At 62.2% G+C, this 19,416-nt stretch carries 17 protein-coding genes; 9 read left to right on the top strand and 8 right to left on the bottom strand.

From position 1 onward, the window contains the following. Positions 1-11: 11 nt before the first annotated feature. Complete coding sequence (gene hemE, locus ABEA12_RS13315) at positions 12-1,082, bottom strand: uroporphyrinogen decarboxylase (RefSeq protein WP_210100301.1); 1,071 nt, start codon at positions 1,080-1,082, stop codon at positions 12-14. 136 nt (positions 1,083-1,218) lie between these two features. Here hemE and ABEA12_RS13310 point away from each other — a divergent pair, with 136 nt between their 5' ends. Continuing rightward, positions 1,219-2,550 (top strand): glutamyl-tRNA reductase, encoded by a 1,332-nt coding sequence (locus ABEA12_RS13310; RefSeq protein WP_210100300.1) that lies wholly within the window; start codon positions 1,219-1,221, stop codon positions 2,548-2,550. Positions 2,551-2,679: 129 nt separating this feature from the next. Here the strand turns inward: ABEA12_RS13310 and moeB are convergent, their stop codons facing one another. Next, the gene (moeB, locus tag ABEA12_RS13305) at positions 2,680-3,903 is read right to left on the bottom strand and encodes a molybdopterin-synthase adenylyltransferase MoeB (protein ID WP_210100299.1); all 1,224 of its coding nucleotides are present in this window, start codon (positions 3,901-3,903) and stop codon (positions 2,680-2,682) included. A 164-nt stretch (positions 3,904-4,067) separates the two neighbouring features. Between moeB and ABEA12_RS13300 the strand changes: the two genes are divergently transcribed. Both ABEA12_RS13300 and ABEA12_RS13295 read left to right on the top strand, forming a co-directional pair. Next, positions 4,068-4,649 carry a TetR/AcrR family transcriptional regulator gene (locus tag ABEA12_RS13300; RefSeq protein WP_210100298.1) on the top strand — a complete coding sequence of 194 codons (582 nt, stop codon included), beginning with the start codon at positions 4,068-4,070 and terminating at the stop codon, positions 4,647-4,649. Between the two features lie 70 nt (positions 4,650-4,719). Further along, entirely contained in the window at positions 4,720-4,941 is a 222-nt protein-coding gene (locus tag ABEA12_RS13295; protein WP_210100297.1) for a DUF3107 domain-containing protein, read from the top strand. Between the two features lie 76 nt (positions 4,942-5,017). Here the strand turns inward: ABEA12_RS13295 and ABEA12_RS13290 are convergent, their stop codons facing one another. Both ABEA12_RS13290 and ABEA12_RS13285 read right to left on the bottom strand, forming a co-directional pair. Continuing rightward, positions 5,018-5,701, bottom strand: coding sequence for a 4a-hydroxytetrahydrobiopterin dehydratase (locus tag ABEA12_RS13290; protein ID WP_210100296.1), 684 nt, complete (start codon positions 5,699-5,701; stop codon positions 5,018-5,020). Positions 5,702-5,780: 79 nt separating this feature from the next. Next, positions 5,781-6,461, bottom strand: a complete 681-nt coding sequence (locus ABEA12_RS13285) for a ferritin-like fold-containing protein (RefSeq protein WP_210100295.1) — start codon at positions 6,459-6,461, stop codon at positions 5,781-5,783. Between the two features lie 74 nt (positions 6,462-6,535). Between ABEA12_RS13285 and ABEA12_RS13280 the strand changes: the two genes are divergently transcribed. The 5 genes from ABEA12_RS13280 (at position 6,536) to ABEA12_RS13260 (ending at position 12,917) form a co-directional block, all read left to right on the top strand. Beyond that, on the top strand, positions 6,536-7,984 hold the full coding sequence (locus ABEA12_RS13280) for an RNB domain-containing ribonuclease (RefSeq protein WP_210100294.1): 1,449 nt from the start codon (positions 6,536-6,538) through the stop codon (positions 7,982-7,984). 337 nt (positions 7,985-8,321) lie between these two features. Next, positions 8,322-9,977, top strand: a complete 1,656-nt coding sequence (locus ABEA12_RS13275; RefSeq protein WP_345468589.1) for a DEAD/DEAH box helicase — start codon at positions 8,322-8,324, stop codon at positions 9,975-9,977. A gap of 5 nt (positions 9,978-9,982) precedes the next feature. After that, entirely contained in the window at positions 9,983-10,960 is a 978-nt protein-coding gene (locus ABEA12_RS13270; protein WP_345468587.1) for a DNA-methyltransferase, read from the top strand. 344 nt (positions 10,961-11,304) lie between these two features. Then, positions 11,305-11,964 (top strand): DUF6318 family protein, encoded by a 660-nt coding sequence (locus tag ABEA12_RS13265; protein WP_210100292.1) that lies wholly within the window; start codon positions 11,305-11,307, stop codon positions 11,962-11,964. A 14-nt stretch (positions 11,965-11,978) separates the two neighbouring features. After that, positions 11,979-12,917, top strand: a complete 939-nt coding sequence (locus ABEA12_RS13260; RefSeq protein WP_210100291.1) for a hypothetical protein — start codon at positions 11,979-11,981, stop codon at positions 12,915-12,917. A gap of 249 nt (positions 12,918-13,166) precedes the next feature. On the opposite strand, the gene ABEA12_RS13255 is transcribed toward ABEA12_RS13260, so the two are convergent. The 3 genes from ABEA12_RS13255 to ABEA12_RS13245 form a co-directional block, all read right to left on the bottom strand. Next, entirely contained in the window at positions 13,167-13,298 is a 132-nt protein-coding gene (locus ABEA12_RS13255) for a putative transporter small subunit (RefSeq protein ID WP_210100290.1), read from the bottom strand. 22 nt (positions 13,299-13,320) lie between these two features. After that, positions 13,321-15,003 (bottom strand): sodium:solute symporter family protein, encoded by a 1,683-nt coding sequence (locus ABEA12_RS13250; protein WP_210102499.1) that lies wholly within the window; start codon positions 15,001-15,003, stop codon positions 13,321-13,323. Positions 15,004-15,638: 635 nt separating this feature from the next. Further along, positions 15,639-16,499: a PHP domain-containing protein gene (locus ABEA12_RS13245; RefSeq protein ID WP_210100289.1), complete on the bottom strand. Its 861-nt coding sequence runs from the start codon at positions 16,497-16,499 to the stop codon at positions 15,639-15,641. A 219-nt stretch (positions 16,500-16,718) separates the two neighbouring features. Between ABEA12_RS13245 and ABEA12_RS13240 the strand changes: the two genes are divergently transcribed. Beyond that, positions 16,719-18,269 (top strand): aminopeptidase P family protein, encoded by a 1,551-nt coding sequence (locus ABEA12_RS13240; RefSeq protein WP_210100288.1) that lies wholly within the window; start codon positions 16,719-16,721, stop codon positions 18,267-18,269. Between the two features lie 174 nt (positions 18,270-18,443). Here the strand turns inward: ABEA12_RS13240 and ABEA12_RS13235 are convergent, their stop codons facing one another. Continuing rightward, positions 18,444-19,355 (bottom strand): YflT domain-containing protein, encoded by a 912-nt coding sequence (locus tag ABEA12_RS13235; protein WP_210100287.1) that lies wholly within the window; start codon positions 19,353-19,355, stop codon positions 18,444-18,446. Between the last annotated feature and the right edge of the window lie 61 nt (positions 19,356-19,416).

Raw genomic sequence — 19,416 nt, 5'->3', positions numbered from 1 at the left:
CTTCTTCTAGCTTAACGCCCTGCCACGGGGATGGAGTGAATGAGTTCCACCACACGCGTGAGGGTTTCCGGGTTGGTCTCCGGCGGAACGCCATGGCCAAGGTTCGCCACGTGGGACAGTGCGGTGTCGCCGGCGGCAAGCACCTGGCGCACGTGGGCTTCAAGGACCTCCCACGGGGCGCAGAGCAGGGCCGGGTCGATGTTGCCCTGCAGCGGGATGTTCCCGCCGAGGCGGCGGTTTGCCTCATCCAGCGGAAGACGGTAGTCAACGCCCATGACGTCGACCCCCACATCGCGCATCGCACCGAGCAGCTCGGAGGTGCCGGTGCCGAAGTGCACCAGCGGAACACCGAGGTCACGCACGGCGTCAAGGGCGCGGGCCGAGGCCGGTGCGACGTGATCGGTGTAGTCGGCGAGCGAGAGTGATCCGGCCCAGGAGTCAAAGAGCTGCCCGGCGGAGGCGCCGGCCTCGATCTGGGCGCGCAAAAACGCGCCGGAGGCATCGGCTGCCCAGTTGGCCAGCTCTTCCCAGACCCCGGGCTCGGCGTGCATCATGGTGCGCGGTCCCATGTGGTCGCGCGACGGACGTCCCTCGACCATGTAGGCGGCGACGGTGAACGGGGCCCCGGCAAAGCCGATCAGCGGGGTTTTGCCCAACTGCTCCACGGTCATCGCCACGGCCTCGCGGATCGGGTCAAGTGCCGCGTCGTCCATTTTCGGCAGCGCACGCACGTCGGCGGCGGTGCGCACCGGGGTGCCCAGCACCGGGCCGACGCCCGGGACGATGTCCACTTCGATGCCCGCAAGCTTGAGCGGGATGACGATGTCGGAGAAGAAGATCCCGGCGTCCGCGTCGTGGCGGCGCACCGGCTGCAACGTGATTTCCGATGCCATATCCGGGCGCAGGCACGATTCAAGCATTTCAGTGCCTACGCGCAGCTTGCGGTATTCGGGCAGCGAGCGGCCTGCCTGGCGCATGAACCACACTGGTCTGCGCTCGGGCTTGCGGCCACGGTAGGCGGTAATCAACGCGGAATCGGCGGTACGGCCGTCCATCAAGGGGTGGTTCTGGCTCAACGTCATGCCTTGTATTCTGCCAACATTGCGCCCCGAACCGTAATCCGCACGCCGCCAGCGAACACCGGTTACCCGGTCGCCGGGTCGAACCGGTCACACCCGGTGCTCTACGGGAGGTAGAAGGGCTACCATGGGAGGCACTGTGGTTTTACTTTCTCTCGTTGCCTCCCATTCAGACATCGACCTCGAGACCGTGGCAAAGATCAGTGCCGACGCCTCCCAGGTCGCTTCCGTTGTGCTCGCTTCGGCCAGCCCGATTGCCGGAGCCATCACCTTGGCTACCTGCAACCGCTACGAAATCTATTGCGAAGTCCCGCAATTCGAGGACGTACCTGCAGCGCGCTCAGAGGTGATCACCCATATTTCCGCCAGCACCGGCCTCTCGGAAGCCACCATCTCCACCGCCCTGGTTTCCAAGACGGAGACCGATGTCATCGAGCATCTCTTCACCGTCGGCGCCGGATTGGATTCGGCCGTCATCGGCGAACGCGAAATCGCAGGCCAGGTGCGGAGGGCGTTGAACGAGGCCCAGACCGCGGGAACCGCGACCGGTTCGCTGGTCCGCCTCTTCCAGAGCGCCTCGCGCACCGCCAAGGACGTCGGCTCGCGCACCTCGCTGGGCTCGCGCGGGCTCTCTGTGGTCTCCGTGGCCTTGGACCTGGCCACGGACCTGAGCTCCGAGTCCGACTGGGGCACCAAGAAGATCGTGATCTTCGGCACCGGCGCCTACGCCGGGGCGACGATGTCGCTGTTGCGTGAACGCGCCGCCCACAACGTTTCGGTCTTTTCCTCCTCGGGACGCGCCGAGGCGTTCGTCGCTTCCCGCGGGGGCAGTCCCCTGGATGAGGAAACCTTGGAAGCCGCCCTTGAAACCGCCGATGTGATCATTGGCTGCAGCGGCTCGGACCACCGGCTGATGGCCGCGGACATTGCCGTCCTTGATCGCGGTGCCCGCCCGCTGATCGCCATCGACCTGGCCCTGACCAACGACTTCGACCCGGAAATCGGCACGCTTGAGTCGGTGGAGCTGATCAACCTGGAATCGGTGCGCATGGCCGCCCCGGAGGAGCAGTCCCAGTCCCTTCGCGAGGCCCGTTCGATCGTGCTTGACGCCGCGCATTCCTTCGCCGCCGAACAGCGCGAACGTGCCGCCGATGCCGCCATCGTTGCCCTGCGCCGGCACACCCAGGCCGTCCTGGAGGCCGAGGTCCAAAAGGTGCGCGCGCAACATGGCTGCACCGCCGCGGCCGAGGAGGTCGAGTTCGCCATGCGCCGGATGATGCGCCAGCTATTGCACGTGCCAACGGTCCGCGCCCGTGAACTGGCCGCTGAGGGCCGTGCCGGGGACTACATCGAAGCACTTCAAACCCTCTACGGGCTCGAGGTAGAGGTGCCTGTGGCACCCTCGGTGAAGCGCAAGGAATCCTGCCCCGCCACCGAGGCACCCGCAAAGGCCGTCCGGCAGGCAGGCTAAGGCCAGGCCGAACCACGATTCCAGAAAGCAGAAGGCACCCTCCGGAAGGAATTTTCCCAGGGGGTGCCTTTTCATCTGCTCGGCAAATCGATACGTTCCGGGCCTCGGGACGGTTTAACGGACCCTGGGCTAGTATCCGGGCAGCTGCGGATCCACGTCGTGGATCCAGGCCAGGATCCCGCCCGAAACATGACGCACCTGGACATAATCCTGCTCGAGCAGGTAGGCCAGCACTTCCCCCGAGCGGCCCCCTGACTTGCAGTGCAGGATGATCCGGCGGTCACGCGGCAACTCGATTTCGCCGCCCAGGATCGCCCCGCGCGGAGCCAGCAGCGCACCGGGGATCGAAACGATTTCCGCCTCACCGGGTTCCCTGACATCGACCAGCAAAAAATCCTCCGTGCCTTGGCCGCGGTTTGCGAGCAGCCTTTCCAGTTCCCTGGCGTCGATGCTGTGAGCGGCGATGCGTTCGATCCCGGCGGCGTCCAGTGCGGGAGCAGAACAGAAATCGTCGTAGCTGGGCAACAGCGCGGTGATCGGCGGCACCTCGGGATCCGGGTGCAGGGCAACCTCGCGCCAGGTCATCTCAAGGGAATCAAGGACCAGCAGGCGTCCCAGCAACGACCGGCCCACCCCGGTGATCAGCTTGATCGCCTCGGCGACCATCACCGAGCCGATCTGGGAGCACAGCACCCCGAACACCCCTCCCTCGGCGCAGGAGGGCACCATCCCGGGCGGCGGCGGGGTCGGGTACAGGTCGCGGTAGTTCGGGCCCTTGGCATCCCAAAAGACGCTCACCTGCCCGTCGAAGCGCAGGATCGATCCCCAGATGTAAGGCTTGGCGGCCAGCGCGGCGGCGTCGTTGACCAGGTAACGGGTGGCGAAGTTGTCCGTCCCGTCCAGGATCAGGTCGTATTGCCCGAAGAGCCCGACGGCGTTGGAGACATCCAGGCGTTCGTTGTGCTTGATGACGGTGACCAGCGGGTTCAGTTCCTTGATGCGCGCCGCGGCCGATTCGGTCTTGGGCTGACCCACGGTGTTGGTGGAGTGGATGACCTGGCGTTGCAGGTTGCCCAGATCCACCACGTCGTCGTCGATGATCCCCAGGGTCCCGACGCCGGCGGCAGCCAGGTAGAGCAGCGCGGGGGCACCCAGGCCCCCGGCCCCGATGACCAGCACCCGGGCATTCTTCAGCCTGCGTTGGCCGCTGATCCCGATCTCCGGGATGATGATCTGGCGCGAGTAGCGCAGCAATTCCTCGGGCAGCAGTTCATCCCCGGGCGCCACCAGCGCCGGTTGGCGGCCGCTGTCGTTGCCCCGGTTCCCGGGCTTGGGCTCACTAGCGTGGATCATGTATCCACCATAGTGCTTGGGCGCCGCGAGGCACCGCGTCCGCCATCCTTCGTTACCCAAGAGTAGACTGGTGCGAAATCTCTCCCGCATACCCCCGGGTGACCAGTTTTCGCGAAAGGGCCGATGTGACCACTCCTACAAACCGCGCGGGCAGGACGCAACGGATGCCGCGCGAAGCCCGTCGCCGCCAGCTGCTCAACGCGGCCCACCAGGTCTTTGTCGCCCATGGCTTCCACGGCGCCTCGATGGATGAGATCGCCGAGGTGGCCGAGGTTTCCAAGCCGGTGCTTTACCAGCATTTCCCGGGCAAGCGGGAGTTGTACATCGCGTTGCTCGATGCCCACATGGACGAGTTCAGCGATCTGTTGCAGCAGGCGATCAATTCCACCTCGGACAACAAGCTGCGCGTGCGTGCCACGATCCGCACCTACTACGAGTACATCGCCCGGGATTCGCAGGCCTTCAGGCTGATCTTCGAATCCGATTTGCTCAACGACGCAGAAATCGGCGGTCGCATCGAGGCGTTCAACGCGAAGTTCGCCCGGCGCATTGCCGACGTCGTTGCCGAGGACACCAAGCTTCCCCCGGCACAGGCCTTGCTGATGGGCCGCGCGATGGCCGGGATGGCCCAGGTCTCGGCACGTTACTGGGTGGATATGGCCGACGAGGTGTCCATGGAGGAGGCCGGTGATCTGGTCTCGCGTTTAGCTTGGCGCGGAATCGGTCGCTTCCCCAAAGAATCCTGACGTAAATTCAAGGTGAGATGTTGGTCGGTGCCACCGGGCCCCGACACATGCAACAAACCAGGAGGGCCCCATGGACGTTCGCATTGGAATTCAGAATGTTACCCGCGAGATCGTAATCGAGTCCGCCGAGGACGCAGAGGAGCTGGGCAAGCGCGTTTCCGACGCCTTGTCCGCCGGCGGGGAACTGCGCCTTACCGATGCCAAGGGCCGCCTGATGCTGGTGCCCGTGGCGGGCATCGCTTATGTGGAAATCGGAGTCGAGGAAGCACGCCGCGTAGGATTCGCGCACTAGGCATTTCGCCCATCAGCAGCTGGGGCAGGGACGTTTCCACGTCCCTGCCCCAGCTGCTTAAGCTTCCCCGGTGCCCCTACTGGAAGTCCGGGGTTCCTTCGCGAACTTCGGTGCACAGGATGACGCTGTTGCCTTCGGAGTCGGAGTAGCTGCTGCGCCCCGGACGGCGGACCATGCCCCGGTCATTGCTGTGGCTCTCCAGCAATCCCTGGAGATGCTCCAGCTCGGAGTCGCAGATGTGCTTTTCGATGCGGACGCTGTTGACGTTCGATGTCGCTGGCTGCTGGAAGCGGATCCGCGGATTGCGGCCCTCGGGGTCCACCAGCACTCCGTCCGGGTCCCTGATGTATCCCATGACCTCAAGCCAGAAGCCCTCAAGTGCAGCGGCACTGTTGGTCGCGATCTTCAGGTGCACGTCCTGGTGGCGGTTCGGCACGGCCACCGCTGCCGAGTCGGCCGCGGCGAATTCGAGCAGCCGGGCCAGGTCCACATCGCGGGAAGTGATTTCATCGCCGGCGTCGTGGGACGTGGTGCGCAGGAAGATGGTGTCGTGGCGCCAATCGACATCCGGGTGGTGGCCCTGGTGCTCGGCGGCCTCGGCAACGATCGCCAGAAAATCGATGGCCTCGCGTGAATCCAGGAACGTCCAGGCGCACACCAACGCACCCTGGCGTTCCCTCCAGGAGGGCAGTTCCTTCAGCGCTCGGGCAATCTCATAATCGCTCAGCACCCGGGTGGGTGAATCCTTGTCGATACCCATACGTAGTCCTCGTTTCTCATGGTGAAATCGGTCTTTGGCGCGCAAAACCAAGGGTGCGCCGCACCCCTTGCGACGCTTCCTAGGCGGTCATGCCCAACTCGCGCATGCGACGCGAGTGGTTCTCCACGAGCCGGGCGAAAAGCCGTGTCATCTCCTGGCCGCGGGTATCGGTGCCGGCGGAGTGCAGCGAACCCCAATAGTCGTATCTCTCGCCGATTTCTCGCGCCTGGGTGAGCGCCTCGCCCAGCAGCCTGCGCCCCCAAAGGGCAAGGCGGGAGGCCCGTTCGGGGTGCTCGTCTATGGCCAGCTGCAGCCGCTGACGCAACCAGTCGGTGTTCACCGCAGAGGTCTTCACCTCGCTGAGCAGAAACCGGATCTGCGGCTCCAGGCCCGATGCGATCAGTGCGTAGAAGTCGGCCGCGACCCCGTCGATCACATATGCCTTGGTCAGCGACTCGTACCAGTCCCCCGGCTTGGTGCGGCGGTGCATCTCATCCAGGGACTCCATGAACGGCGTGATGACTTCCTGCGGGTCCAGCCCCCGTGCGGCGATGAGTTCGCGCGCCATTTCGTAGTGTGCGAACTCCGTCACGGCCAACCGGCCCAGGGTTTCGCGGTCCACAAGCGTCGGCGAGAGGCGCGCATCGGAGGACAGGTGTTCAAAGGCCGTGAGCTCTTGGTAGGCGATCAGCCCCAGCAGGGCCATCTCCGCATCATCGGCGTCGGCCCGGGAACCAAAAGTCAGCGGTGTATCGGTCATTGCTTCAGCCTACTCGGGGCCAACACACGTGGCACATCGGGCTTCGGGCACCGGTCTCTCGTTATGCTGGGGCGGTGAGCCACCAAAAGATCGCACTGACCCCGGAAGCCCGAAGCACAGCCCTGGCCCAGGCGCTGATCGCCCTGGAAACGGAATTCGAGTTACGCACCGAGTTCCCCTCCGAGGTCCTGGCCGAAGCCGAGCGTGCCATCGCGGACTTTGAGCTGCCACCGATCGACCGGCGTGAGATCGAGTTGGTCACCATCGACCCGGCAAGCTCAACCGACCTGGACCAGGCAGTGCACCTCTCGCGCAGCGATGACGGATACCTGGTGCACTATGCGATCGCCGATGTGCCCGGCTTCGTTGCCTTGGGCGGCAACCTCGATGCAGAAACCCGGCTGCGCGGCCAAACCGTCTACCTGCCGCACCGGCGCATCTCCTTGCACCCGGAGGCCATCGCCGAGGACGCCGGCTCGCTGCTGCCCAACCAAGACCGCAGCGCCTACCTCTGGTCCTTTTCGCTGGACGCTTCCGGGGAGCTGATGCACACGGCGCTGGAACGTGCCATGGTCCGCAGCCGCGAAAAGCTGAGCTATACCGGGGTCCAGGCCTCGATTGATTCGGGCCAAGCCGGTCAGATGCTGCAGCTGTTGCGCGAGGTCGGGCTCAAGCGCATCGAGCTGGAACGGCTGCGCGGAGGCGCCAGCCTGCGCATTCCGTCCCAGGATGTCGAATGCGTCGAGGGAACCTACCAGCTGGTCTCCGACGCCCCGCTGCCGGTGGAGGACTGGAACGCGCAGATCTCTCTGATGACGGGCATGGCCGCTGCCGGCATCATGCTCAAGGCCAAGGTCGGGCTGCTGCGCACCATGCCTGCCCCGGCGCAGAAAGACATCGATATCTTCCGCCTCCAGGCACAGACCCTGGGCGCAACGTGGGCACCGGAGCAACCCTATGGTGAGTTCCTGCGCTCCCTGGATTTGGAGGATCCACGCCAACTCGCCCTCATGCACCATGCGACGAGCCTTTTTCGCGGCGCCACTTACAGCGCCTTCGACGGCGAGCTGCCGCAGGAAACCGTGCAGGCCGCCATCGCCGCACCCTATGCGCACACCACCGCCCCCTTGCGTCGGCTTGTTGACCGTTTTGCCTTGCTGGTCTGCTCCTACGCCGCAACAGGCCAGGAAGTGCCGGCCGCGGTACGCGAAGTACTCCCGTCGCTGCCCGAGTTGATGAACGATTCCAACCGCGTCGTGAACAAGATCGAGCGTGCCGCCATCGACACTGTCGAGGCGGCGTCCCTGGCCCACCGTCTCGGCGAACGTTTCAGCGCGGTGACGCTGACCGGATCCACGGAGGAAAACGGCAACGGCAAGTCCGGCGGGATCCTTCAGCTGGACTCCCCCGCGGTCACCGCGCGCTATGAAGGCTCGGTGTCCCCGGGCACCCGCGTCGAGGTGGAACTGCTCGATGCGGACTTGGATACCCGCAAGGTGCGCTTCCGGATCCTGGACTCCTGACCCACCCCTTCCGGTCTTCCCCCGCGGGGCTCGGGGAAAAGCGGAAGTCCTTCTCACCGGGAACCACGGTGGGAAATACGTGGTTTCGCCCGGGTGCACGATATGCTTGAAGGGTATAAGGATGCCCGGTCGCATACCTTGAAAAGAATTCAAGCGGGATCACCCAGCGACTTCCGCGCCCCACGTGGTCAGAACCATTTGACCGCGAGCTATGCCTGCGATCGGCTCCGCTGGAAGCACCCCGAATGTGGTGGACCTCCGACCCCATCTCCCCGGTTTGACCGAGGACGGTCGTCGAGCACCCCGTGAGGCCGTGCCTAAACGAATGAGACCCCCTGTGTTGAATACAGAAAACCTGCTCACCGCTGACTCGGCGTCTGAGGCCGTGGACATCGAAGAAACCCTGTCCACCGAAGAAACACCGCACGAAATCCCCCAGTTGTCCTTCTCGGACTTCGGGGTCCGCGCCGACATCGTCGAATCGCTGACCGCTGCGGGCATCACCCACCCCTTCCCCATCCAGTCGATGACCCTTCCGGTCGCACTGGCCGGGCACGACATCATTGGCCAGGCCAAGACGGGCACCGGCAAGACCTTCGGTTTCGGCATTCCCGCCCTGCAGCGCGTGGTCGGTCCCACCGATCCGGGCTACGACAAGCTCCCGGTCCCCGGCGCACCGCAGGCACTAATCATCGCCCCCACGCGTGAACTGGCAAACCAGGTCGCCACGGACATCGGCAAGGCAGCCACCAAGCGCAACGCCCGCATCGCCACGATCTACGGCGGCCGGGCCTATGAACCGCAGATCGAACAGTTGCAGCAGGGCGTGGAGATCGTTGTGGGCACCCCCGGGCGCCTGATCGACCTTCACCGCCAGCGCCACCTGAACCTCAAGAACGTGCGCATCGTGATCCTCGACGAGGCCGACGAGATGCTCGACCTTGGCTTCCTTCCCGACGTCGAGACACTGCTGGGTGCAACCCCGGAGGTGCGCCAGACGATGCTCTTCTCGGCCACCATGCCCGGCCCGGTCATTGCCATGGCGCGGCGCTACATGACCAAGCCGACACATATCCGCGCAGCGGACCCGGATGATGACTCCATCACCAAGAAGGACATCCGCCAGGTCATCTACCGCGCCCACCAGCTGGACAAGGACGAAGTCGTCGCCCGCATCCTGCAGTCAGAGGGCCGTGGCCGGACCATCATCTTCACCAAGACCAAGCGTTCGGCGGCCAAGCTGACCGACGAACTCATTGACCGCGGCTTCGCGGCCGGCGCCATGCACGGCGACCTTGGCCAGGGTGCCCGCGAGCAGGCACTGCGCGCCTTCCGCAACAACAAGGTCGACGTGCTGGTCGCCACCGACGTGGCCGCGCGCGGCATCGACGTCGATGATGTCACCCACGTGATCAACCTGCAGTGCCCGGAAGACGAGAAGACCTACCTGCACCGTGTGGGCCGCACCGGCCGCGCCGGCAACAAGGGCACCGCCGTGACCTTCGTGGACTGGGACGATGTCCCGCGCTGGGGATTGATCAACAAGGCCCTGGGCCTGAACGTCACCGATCCGGTGGAAACCTACTCCTCCTCGCCGCACCTCTTCACCGATTTGAACATCCCGGCCGGCACCAAGGGCCGCCTGCCGCGCCATGCGCGCAAGCTCGAGGGCCTTTCCGGGGAAAAGCTCGAGGACCTGGGCGAGACGGGCAAGAAGAACGCTTCACGCTCCCCCCGTTCCTCCGAGGGCAACCGACGCGGCGAACGCTCGGACCGCGGCGCCAATAGCGCAGAACGCGGCGGACGCCACGGCCATTCCCATGGCCGTTCGGACCGCCCGGCGCGCGAAGGCGAACGCCACCGCGAAACCGCGGTCGCTCCGGAGCCCGGCGAGAGTGCAGCTCCGGCCGCCGAGCGTCCGGCACGCAACCGTAATCGCAGCCGTACCCGCCGCCGCGACGGCGAAACCGTGAATCGCAACGACGCCGAGTAGCAGGCATGACGCATATCGAACCCCGCGCCGGCCTGCTCTTTGAACTTGCCCCGGAGACCGGGGAAGAGCAGCAGGCGCTCACCGTTGCATCGCAGAGGGGGGCAACGGTGGATCCCTCGGTGACGCAGTGGACGCCGACGGGCCCGAACCTGCTCGTTCACGGCGAAAACGCAACATTCCTGCCGACGTTGCCGGACGGTTCCTTCACCCTGATCTATGTTGATCCGCCCTTCAACACCGGGCGGACGCAGAAGCGCCAGGTCATGACCTCGGTCCGCGCGGCCAAGGGCGAAGGCGACCGGATCGGGTTCCAGGGCCGCAGCTACTCGACCCTGCGTGGGGACCTACACAGCTACGATGACGCGTTTGACGACTACTGGTCGTTCCTGGAACCTCGCTTGCGCGAAGCCTGGCGCCTGCTGGCCGACGACGGCACCCTCTACGTGCACCTGGACTACCGCGAGGTGCACTACGCCAAGGTCATGCTCGATGCCATCTTCGGGCGCGAATCGTTCCTGAACGAGATCATCTGGGCCTACGACTACGGCGCACGGGCCAAGTCCCGCTGGCCGGCCAAGCATGACAACATTCTGGTCTACGTCAAGAACCCCAAGACGTACCATTTCGACAATGCCGAGGTCGATCGCGAGCCCTACATGGCTCCGGGACTCGTCACTGCCGAGAAGCGCGAGCGCGGAAAGCTGCCCACCGATGTTTGGTGGCACACGATCGTCTCGCCGACCGGCAAGGAGAAGACCGGGTATCCCACGCAGAAGCCCGAAGGTATCCTGCGCAGGATCATCAACGCGAGTTCCCGCGAAGGTGATTGGGTCTTGGACTTCTTCGCAGGGTCCGGCACTACCGGAGCTGTCGCCGCCAAGCTGGGGCGCCGGTTCGTCTGTGTGGATGAAAACCCACAGTCACTCGCCGTGATGTCCAAACGAATACCCACGGCCACCGTGTTGGAAACGCTGAACGGCTGATATCCGACAGCACGCTGGAAGCTGCCGACTAACGGCACAGCAAGCGCCGGCATCTTTCTCGTAGAAGGCCACATGTTCACACCCGGGATTGTTTCGAAGATTCTGCCCGGATCTTTGCTTCTCTCAGGCGTTCCTCGAAGAAGTATCCTCCCGGCCCATGTCAGCTCGACAGGAAGCCCTTGGCCGGTGTTGGTCCCAGACCTGCAGTATTTCCCTGCAGGCTGCAAACGATCACGACTACCTCGCAGAACGTGCCACCTGCCTGTGGAAAACCTCTCCCAATGATGCGGCAAGGGGGTTAGTATGTCTGCTAATTGACTCCAACCGAATCGTGGGACCTTGGCATGTTTGCGAAGTTCAAGAGCGTCATCGGCATCCTCTGCGCCAGCGCGCTCATGCTCATAGCGGCGGGATGCAGTTCGAATCCAGATCCGACTGAGTCCAGCGGTCAATCTTTGAGTCCGACCACAACCTCGTCCGGTTCACCGTCGACGCCACCTCCGTCTGCAACCGTAGAACCAACTCCGACGCCAGTTCCAGCCAGCTCCAAGGGACCCGCCAAGAACTGGCCGGTCCCGAAGCTACCCGAAGCGGCAAAGGAGAAATCGAAGGAAGGTATTGCTGCGTTTACAAAGTACTACTTTGAGCTGGTCGACTACACGGTACTGACATATGACACCAAACCCATCAAGGCAGTCACAGAGCATTCTTGCTACCTTTGCGCGAAACAGATTATCGATCCCGGCGATAGCAATCGAGGCCAGGGCAACTGGCATGTTGGCGGAAAAACCGTAATATCTGTAAATTTCGTCAAACTCGTGGATTCGATTGGAATCTCCGGTTTTACGTTCGAGCGAGAAAGAACATCGATCTATCTCCCAAATGGGGACCTTCAGTCTGAGATACCAGCAACTAAAAGTTCACAACCCGGCACGCTTCACTTGTCGTACGTCAAAGGATGGAAAGTCGTCGACGTAGAGTTCGTGGATATCAAGGGAAAGTAATCAAAATGTTTCGGATGACTGCCGTACTCATTGCTTTCCTTGCGGTCGTATTGTCACCTATTCGGCCAGATGCGGTTCCGCTAGCCTTGCTCCCCTGTGCTGATGAGATGTATATGGGCGGAGATAGCGGGCACACCGGAGAAGGCCGGTGTCAGGAGCATGAAGCCCCGGATTCGCCTCCCTCTTCGTTCTTTCGCGATGGAACGAAAAGCAAACAGGTCAAGTACGGGCCAAAGCTAAAGTACCGCATTGAGTATTACCGGCAATGCGAGCCTTCCCTCACCGTTGAGTTGGGATGTGACGCCAACCCCGACGCCCCTTGTGCAGATGGCAGCTATCCCTTGCTTCGTCTGATATACGCGGTCAATGGGCCACGAAGAGGCGAACTTGTCGGGAGAAGCTCGTATTGCAGCACCGAACCGAGCATCGAGATCCCCGGCGCTGAGCAGGACATCGCAAAAGTAACACCAGAGAGATTCCGTGATTTGCCACTACTTGCTTCGACAATTATCAGCCAGCCGGAGAACTTCTCCCTGCGCAACGGCCACGCGCACATGTATGCGAATTCCAAGTCTCAGTCTTTCAACGTGACGATCTTCGATCAGGATGTCAGGATCCGCGCACTTCCAGTGTCATACGGATGGAACTACGGAGACGGAACGACACGGCAGCTGAGCTTTCCAGGAACAGCCATGGCGAAACGCGGGTTCGACGAGCCTACAACCAGCAGCCATGTCTACAAGGAAACGGGAGACTTCGGTGTTGGGCTAACCACTAGGTTCCGTGGCGAATACTCAACCGAGGGTGGTCCCTGGACCCCGATTCCCGGTGTTGCCAATGTTCCGAGTGAACCCATCACGATGAGTGTATGGAGAACGAAGAAGATCTTGGTTGCTGAAAACTGTAACCAGGATCAAAACTCACCGGGTTGCGCTACCATTTTCACAGAGTAAGTCCGGGGCAGCCCACGTGTTCGAGCCAGTAGTCCGAAATCACCAGTACAGTTACGGGTTGCTCACTTCAGGAACTTCAAGGCTTCGCCGTTGTCACCTTGGCGCTGAAGCCTGCAGCCAATCGCCCAACCCAAACATTGCTCCTAAAAACAATGAAGGCCCAGGGCGTCGTCATTTGTGACGGCCCCGGGCCCTAATCATTCGGATCACCGGTTCCGCAAACTGAACCGGCGATCCATCAGAAGCTACCTAGACCAAGCTTCGATCCTCGGCGCGTGCCTGGCGCCATTCCCTGAGAAACGCACGCACGATCACGAAGAGTGTTCCGGCCACGATGACCGGCCAGACCAAGACGTAAACGGTTAACCAAAAGATATCCACAACAGTCTCCTTTTCTAATTCTCTACTTGCTGGCGGATGTGCGGTCGGAGGCTCTCTTGATCGTCTCGACAGGGTCAAAGTCCCCGACGCGGTCCTTAATGGTTGAGAAATCGAAGTTCTGCTTCGATCGCACCGACATGGCGTAACAGACAATGGTCGAAACGGAATAGGCAACCAGCGATCCGCTAAGAACCGCATACTCGTGCAGCGCCCCCATAGCGAACGGCGCAGAGACCACGATGGCCACCAACCCTACTATCCGAGCAATTTTCAGCCCGAAGAAACCGAAGGCCATGAGTCCCAGAACGACACCTATTCCAACGATGCTCAGTGCATCGACAACGATGCCGGTGACACCCGAAAGAGCGATCCATTCGAAACGCACTGGCAGGAACAGCGCCAACGCGGCCAGCGTCGAGACGGTGAAGGCCTTGTTGGTGACCTTCTTCCAGTAGAAGCTGGCAATGACAGGGAAGACCAAGGCACCCCAGAGGGCGCCCACAAAGACCAACAGATCAAGGATGTTCATTTGGCCACTGGCAAAGAACAAGCCCGCCCCGGTCGCCAGGATCATACTGATGCGACCAACCAGCAGCATCGTCTTGGGGTTAACGTTCTTCTTTCCCACTGATTGACCGTAGAAGTCGGCCATCGCGATGGATGACAACGCAGACAGGTCCGAGTCAGCCGTGGAAGATAGTGATCCGATAATCATGATGAAGAAGAGACACAGCAAAACTGGTCCGAGGTATGTAACGGCCATCTGCGGGATCAGGTTATTCATGTCCCCGTCCAATGGAGTAATGCCCGCGTACAAGGCCATAACTCCAAGCATGCCGATTCCGATAACTGTCGCCGCGTAACCCACGCTGGCAGTGATGAAAGTCGGCTTGATCAGGTCTTCACGGACGGCGAACAACCTCTGCGCAATCGTCTGGTTGCCAATTGCATAGGCCAGGACGGCCGCGATATACGGGGCACCCTGGTTGAGGAACGCCTCGGAGGAGAAGAAGTTGGCTTGCTGGGGGGTTAGGTTGGATGCGCCTGATTCAAAGAGGCCCGGCCCCCCGGCAGCGAAGAAGACCACGGGAATGATGATGACCACGGCACCAAGCATGGCAACGACTTGAGCGAAGTCCGTCAGCACCGAAGCGCGGAAGCCCGACCACAGGGTGTATAGCAGGACACCTGCAGCAACAGCGATGATGCCTTGGCTGAAGCTAAAGGGCGAGAGCAACGCGATCAAGGCTCCGCCTGCAATGAAGTTCGAGGTCAAGGAAATTACGCTGCCAAGGATGTTGGAACCTGCGAGCATGAGCTGGCTGGACCGTCCGTGGCGGGCATACATAACTTCGGCAAGGGTGTGTGCCTTTGGCGCAACCGCGCGGATTCTCCGGCCAAAGGGGTAGATGAATAGAATCATCAAAGCGCCCCAAAGGCCGTAATGGATCGGTCCGGAAATACCATAGGTATAGCCAGATGTAGCCGAGGCATACATCGAAGATGCCCAAATCCACGTCGCTGTCATGCTCGCCGCGGAGACTCCGAAACCTATCTTGTTTCCGGCCGTCATATATCCGTCGGCATTCTCTTTTTTCTTACCAATAAAGAGAGTCATTACAAAAGTGCCACCATAAAAAAGCACCAACAACCCCAGGACTAACCATCCCGCGAGAAGTTGATATTCTCCATTTTGGAGATCCATATCCATCCTCTCATCATAGGAATCCCGCCGGAAAACAATTCCTACTACCTGCGCGCTGGCCAACGAGGGCACAATTAGTCGACTCCGCATACACGAGTCGATCAGGCATCCGACGTGGACGCATTCAGAGCGCGCAAAACCACCCTGACTTAGAGTCGGATCCTGGACATCAGGTACTCATCGCGGGACTTCATACTCACCAGCGCGGCCGATTCATGTCCAATTAGATGGCTAAACTCACGCCATCGTGGTTGTGGGCTGCTTCGTGAAACGTTGGAACTAAGCTCGACAAAAATGTTTCAATACTCGAAGCAACCAGATTGATAATAACAGGTAACCAACGAGCCTGCTCGTGACTGGGATAACATTCCGATACCGTCTCGCATGATGAATCGGCAACTTGACTTTGCCCGGATCTTTCTTGAATTCGATGCTGCATCTAACGCAATCAAGGATCAGCATTGGATTACAGTCTGAACAACCGAATAATGAATATAGTTCAGAGAACCTTCATGCTCAGGTCAAAAATCCTATCGTTTCCATCTCAGCGGTACCGTTCTGAAGCCCACCGAGCCGCAGCTGTGGCTATCGCGATAAACTCCGCGCTCAACATTCGAACTGATACGGCCGACGGTCTAGAACGATTCAGGCATCCCCATCGGAGAAGAACCGGTTCCAGCGGCAATGATGCGCTTGAGCATTTCCACTGAAGTGGTGTTTTCGCCGAATGTATTCGGCTTTCCCGTCCCGTGGTAATCCGAGGAACCAGTGACGATCAAGTCATGCTCCTTGGCCAGCGCGCGCAGGTACTGGCGGCCTTCCTCAGGGTTGTCGCGGTGATTGATTTCCAGGCCTAGCAAACCTGCTTCGATCATCTGTTCGAAGGTGTCCTGTCCCACCACTCGACCGCGGGCCGAAGCAACCGGGTGTGCGAAGACCGGGACACCGCCGGCATCGCGCACAAGCTTGACGGCCTTGACCGCATCCACGGCGTAGTGCCCGACGTAATAGCGTGAGCGTGTAGTCAAGACCTGGGAAAACGCCTCTGTACGGGTCTGCACCACTCCGGCGGTCACCAAGGCATCGGCAATATGCGGACGGCCGATTGTTGCGCCAGGAGCCGCATGCCTGGCGATCAGGTCCCAGTCCACCGGATAGTCCTCAGCCAGCAGCTCCACCATGCGACGAGCACGAATGATGCGCGCATTCCGTGCCTTGTCGATTTCCTCAAGCAGTCCGGGGTGGTGTGGATCGTGGAGGTAAGAGAGCAGGTGGACGCTGACGCCGGCCCCGGATCTGCAGGATATTTCCATCCCGGGGATTAGCCCGATGCCTAGTGCCAGGGCGGCTTCACCGGCTGCTTGCCATCCTGCCGTCTGGTCGTGGTCAGTCAAGGCCACCACGTCGAGGCCGGCTGCCTTGGCAGAGGCAACCAAAACAGCAGGAGGCTCAGTCCCGTCGGATACATGTGAATGAGCATGAAGGTCGATCCGCATAGCTGACAGCGTATCCCTCTTCGCATCGGCGAAGTGGCTGATCCCTCCGTGTTCTTCCCACGACGAACAAGCCGGTTGGAGGGGCCGATCGCATCCTCCTGTGCCGGCATGCGCAACGCCCGGCCCACGCGGCGAAAAGCGGTGTTTGGGTCCACTGCAAAATAGCGCCGTGTGATGGGCGCCTTGGCGTATCCCTCCAGGCTTTGAGACGATTGGATAATGAGCACTGAAGCAACCACCACCACCGGCAGCAACCAGCCCCTAGAAGAGCGCGTGAACAACCGTTCCCAGCGCCCCAGTTCCGAGGCTTTCAAGGCGTTCATGGCGTCGTCATGGGCCACAGACACATCTGCCCTCCCCGGGCCGGACGACGTCGCACCGTACGCGGCCAAGCGCCGTGCCGCGATCTCCTCCCGTTTCTCCGGTGAGCGCCTAGTGATTCCGGCCGGGCCGCTCAAGGTCCGTTCCAACGACTGCGACTACCGTTTCCGTCCGCACTCGGGCTTCGCCCACCTCACCGGCCTTGGTCTTGACCACGAACCGGACGCAGTCCTGGTCATGGAACCTGTCGCTGAGGGCACGGGTGACAACGAGTCGAACCACAACTCAACGTTGTACTTCACCCCGATGGCCGGTCGCGATTCCGAGGAATTCTACGCCAGCGCCCGCAGCGGTGAGTTCTGGATCGGCCCGCGCCCGACCCTTGCCCTGCTCCAGGCACGTTTGGGACTGCCGACCGCAGATGTCACCGGCCTTGAATTCGCCATCACCACCAATGCCGGCGCGGTCGAATTCGGCGGTATGCGTATTCGCCTGCTGCGTGAGGTCGACGTGAACTGCGACGCATTGGTCGACACTTCCCGCATCAACACCAGTGTTGACCTTGAAGCATCCGATGCCCTCGACGGGGAACTCACCGAGGCCTTGAGCGAGATCCGGCTGGTCAAGGACGCCTGGGAGATCGCGGAAATGAAGAAGTCGGTGGCCGCCACGGTCAACGGTTTCCACGACGTGGTCAAATCGCTGGACCGGGCAATGACCCACCATCGCGGCGAGCGCGTGGTCGAAGGCGCATTCTTCGCCCGCGCCCGGGAAGAAGGCAACGACCTGGGCTACGACACCATCGCTGCCTCGGGCAACAACGCCACGGTGCTGCACTGGATCAACAACAACGGCACCGTCGATGACGGGGACCTGCTGTTGCTCGATGCCGGTGTCGAAGCCGAATCGCTGTACACCGCCGATATCACCCGCACCCTGCCGGTGAACGGCAAATACACGCAGGTCCAGCGCAAGATCTACCAAGCCGTGCTCGACGCCGCGGATGCCGCGTTCGCCGTGGCCAAGCCAGGGCGCAAGTTCCGCGACCTGCACACCACCGCCATCACCGTGCTCGCCCAGAACCTCGAGGCATGGGGCCTGCTGCCGGTGCCGCTGGAAGAGGCGTTGTCCCCCGAGGGCCAGCAGCACCGCCGTTGGATGCCGCACGGCACCAGCCACCACCTCGGCCTGGACGTGCACGACTGCGCCCAGGCCAAGGCCGAGCTGTACCTGGACGGAGTGCTTGAAGAGGGCATGGTCTTCACCATCGAGCCCGGACTGTACTTCAAGAACGAAGACCTGGCCGTACCGGAGGAATACCGGGGCATCGGCATTCGCATCGAGGACGACGTCCTGGTCACCGCCGATGGATGCGTGAACCTTTCCGCGGCCCTGCCACGCACCCCCACCGAGGTCGAGGCCTGGATGGCCGAAGTGCGCAAGGGCTAGACCCTCCTCCTCGCCGGCGTCTGACCCCGCCTGCCGGAACAACGGCGAAGGACGGCCTCCATCACCTGATGGAGGCCGTCCTTTGCACTTAGGCGATAAACGGGCGCGGGGGTCGGTGTTCCGCCGCGGCGATTGCCTGCTGGCGTTTGAGACCAGAGGGGGAACCTGACTGCGCTAGGCCTGCTTGCCGCTCTGCGGATCGTGAGGGGTTTCCGTTGCAGGGGCTTCATGGGCGCGATCCGTCCCGCCGCTTTCGTTGCGCCGCCCGTCGTGGTCGTCGGTGTGCGCGTCCGTGCCGGAGCTGGTCGGGGCCTGTGCACTGGCTTCGGGATGCGCTGCAGGTGCCGCAGGCGGAACTGGATCCTGGGCCGGGGCCGCGTCGGACTCCTGTTCAGCGGCGGGCGGATTGTCTTGGACTCGGATGCCGAACTGCGGGCGTCCGTCAGGCAAGTCGGAGTAGCTGCCCGTCGAGGGCTTCGGGGCAACGGGTGCCACTGGGTCGGTTGTTGCAGGGCCGTGCTGTGCGAGGGGTGGTTGTGCTTGTGGCTGCACCGGTGGGTGGTGTGCACCGACCCCGTTGTCGGCCGCCACGCGGCTCATCGGCAGCTTCGCCGCCATTGCCCGTGCGGCGTGTGCATGGGAGAACGCCACCACGACGTCATAGCTAGTGGCAAGGACCTGTGATTGGGAGGCAAAGTCCCGCTTGCCGCGCCGGAAGGAATAGCTCACCACTCCCACCAGCATCCAGATGGCCATGCCGATGCCTACCGAGGACAGGATCTGTGCCACGGCGTTGGACCCGGGGCTAAAAATGGTCAGCACCAACCCCACGAAGACACCGAACATCGCACCCTGCGCGGCCCCGGCGGCGGCGACCTTCGGGTAGCTGAGCTTCGCGGTGACCCGCTCCACCGATTTGAGGTCGTTGCCCACGATCGTGATGTTAGCTACGGGGAAGTCGTTGTCCGCGAGGTAGTCCACCACCTTTTGTGCGTCCAGGTACGTGTTGTAGCGCCCCAGGAGCTCGCCGCGGGGCAGGCCGAGCACGGTCGGGTTGGATGGGGACGCACCAAGTGGGGAAGACATATATCCATTGTGCACGTTGCGGCACCGGAACCACTGGCTTGATCGCTGAAGGTGAAAGCCA

Source organism: Paeniglutamicibacter antarcticus, assembly GCF_039544305.1.
GTDB classification, from domain to species: Bacteria; Actinomycetota; Actinomycetes; order Actinomycetales; family Micrococcaceae; genus Paeniglutamicibacter; species Paeniglutamicibacter antarcticus_C.
Note: the sequence above shows the minus strand (reverse complement) of the source record. Positions and strands in the feature narration are given on the sequence as shown.

What these genes read in the sequence shown, in the direction of transcription:
- hemE (WP_210100301.1), bottom strand. Translation starts at nt 1,082, where the DNA reads ATGACGTTGAGCCAGAACCACCCCTTGATGGACGGCCGTACCGCCGAT.
- moeB (WP_210100299.1), bottom strand. Translation starts at nt 3,903, where the DNA reads ATGATCCACGCTAGTGAGCCCAAGCCCGGGAACCGGGGCAACGACAGC.
- ABEA12_RS13300 (WP_210100298.1), top strand. Translation starts at nt 4,068, where the DNA reads ATGCCGCGCGAAGCCCGTCGCCGCCAGCTGCTCAACGCGGCCCACCAG.
- ABEA12_RS13295 (WP_210100297.1), top strand. Translation starts at nt 4,720, where the DNA reads ATGGACGTTCGCATTGGAATTCAGAATGTTACCCGCGAGATCGTAATC.
- ABEA12_RS13290 (WP_210100296.1), bottom strand. Translation starts at nt 5,701, where the DNA reads ATGGGTATCGACAAGGATTCACCCACCCGGGTGCTGAGCGATTATGAG.
- ABEA12_RS13285 (WP_210100295.1), bottom strand. Translation starts at nt 6,461, where the DNA reads ATGACCGATACACCGCTGACTTTTGGTTCCCGGGCCGACGCCGATGAT.
- ABEA12_RS13270 (WP_345468587.1), top strand. Translation starts at nt 9,983, where the DNA reads ATGACGCATATCGAACCCCGCGCCGGCCTGCTCTTTGAACTTGCCCCG.
- ABEA12_RS13265 (WP_210100292.1), top strand. Translation starts at nt 11,305, where the DNA reads ATGTTTGCGAAGTTCAAGAGCGTCATCGGCATCCTCTGCGCCAGCGCG.
- ABEA12_RS13260 (WP_210100291.1), top strand. Translation starts at nt 11,979, where the DNA reads ATGACTGCCGTACTCATTGCTTTCCTTGCGGTCGTATTGTCACCTATT.
- ABEA12_RS13250 (WP_210102499.1), bottom strand. Translation starts at nt 15,003, where the DNA reads ATGGATCTCCAAAATGGAGAATATCAACTTCTCGCGGGATGGTTAGTC.
- ABEA12_RS13245 (WP_210100289.1), bottom strand. Translation starts at nt 16,499, where the DNA reads ATGCGGATCGACCTTCATGCTCATTCACATGTATCCGACGGGACTGAG.
- ABEA12_RS13240 (WP_210100288.1), top strand. Translation starts at nt 16,719, where the DNA reads ATGAGCACTGAAGCAACCACCACCACCGGCAGCAACCAGCCCCTAGAA.
- ABEA12_RS13235 (WP_210100287.1), bottom strand. Translation starts at nt 19,355, where the DNA reads ATGTCTTCCCCACTTGGTGCGTCCCCATCCAACCCGACCGTGCTCGGC.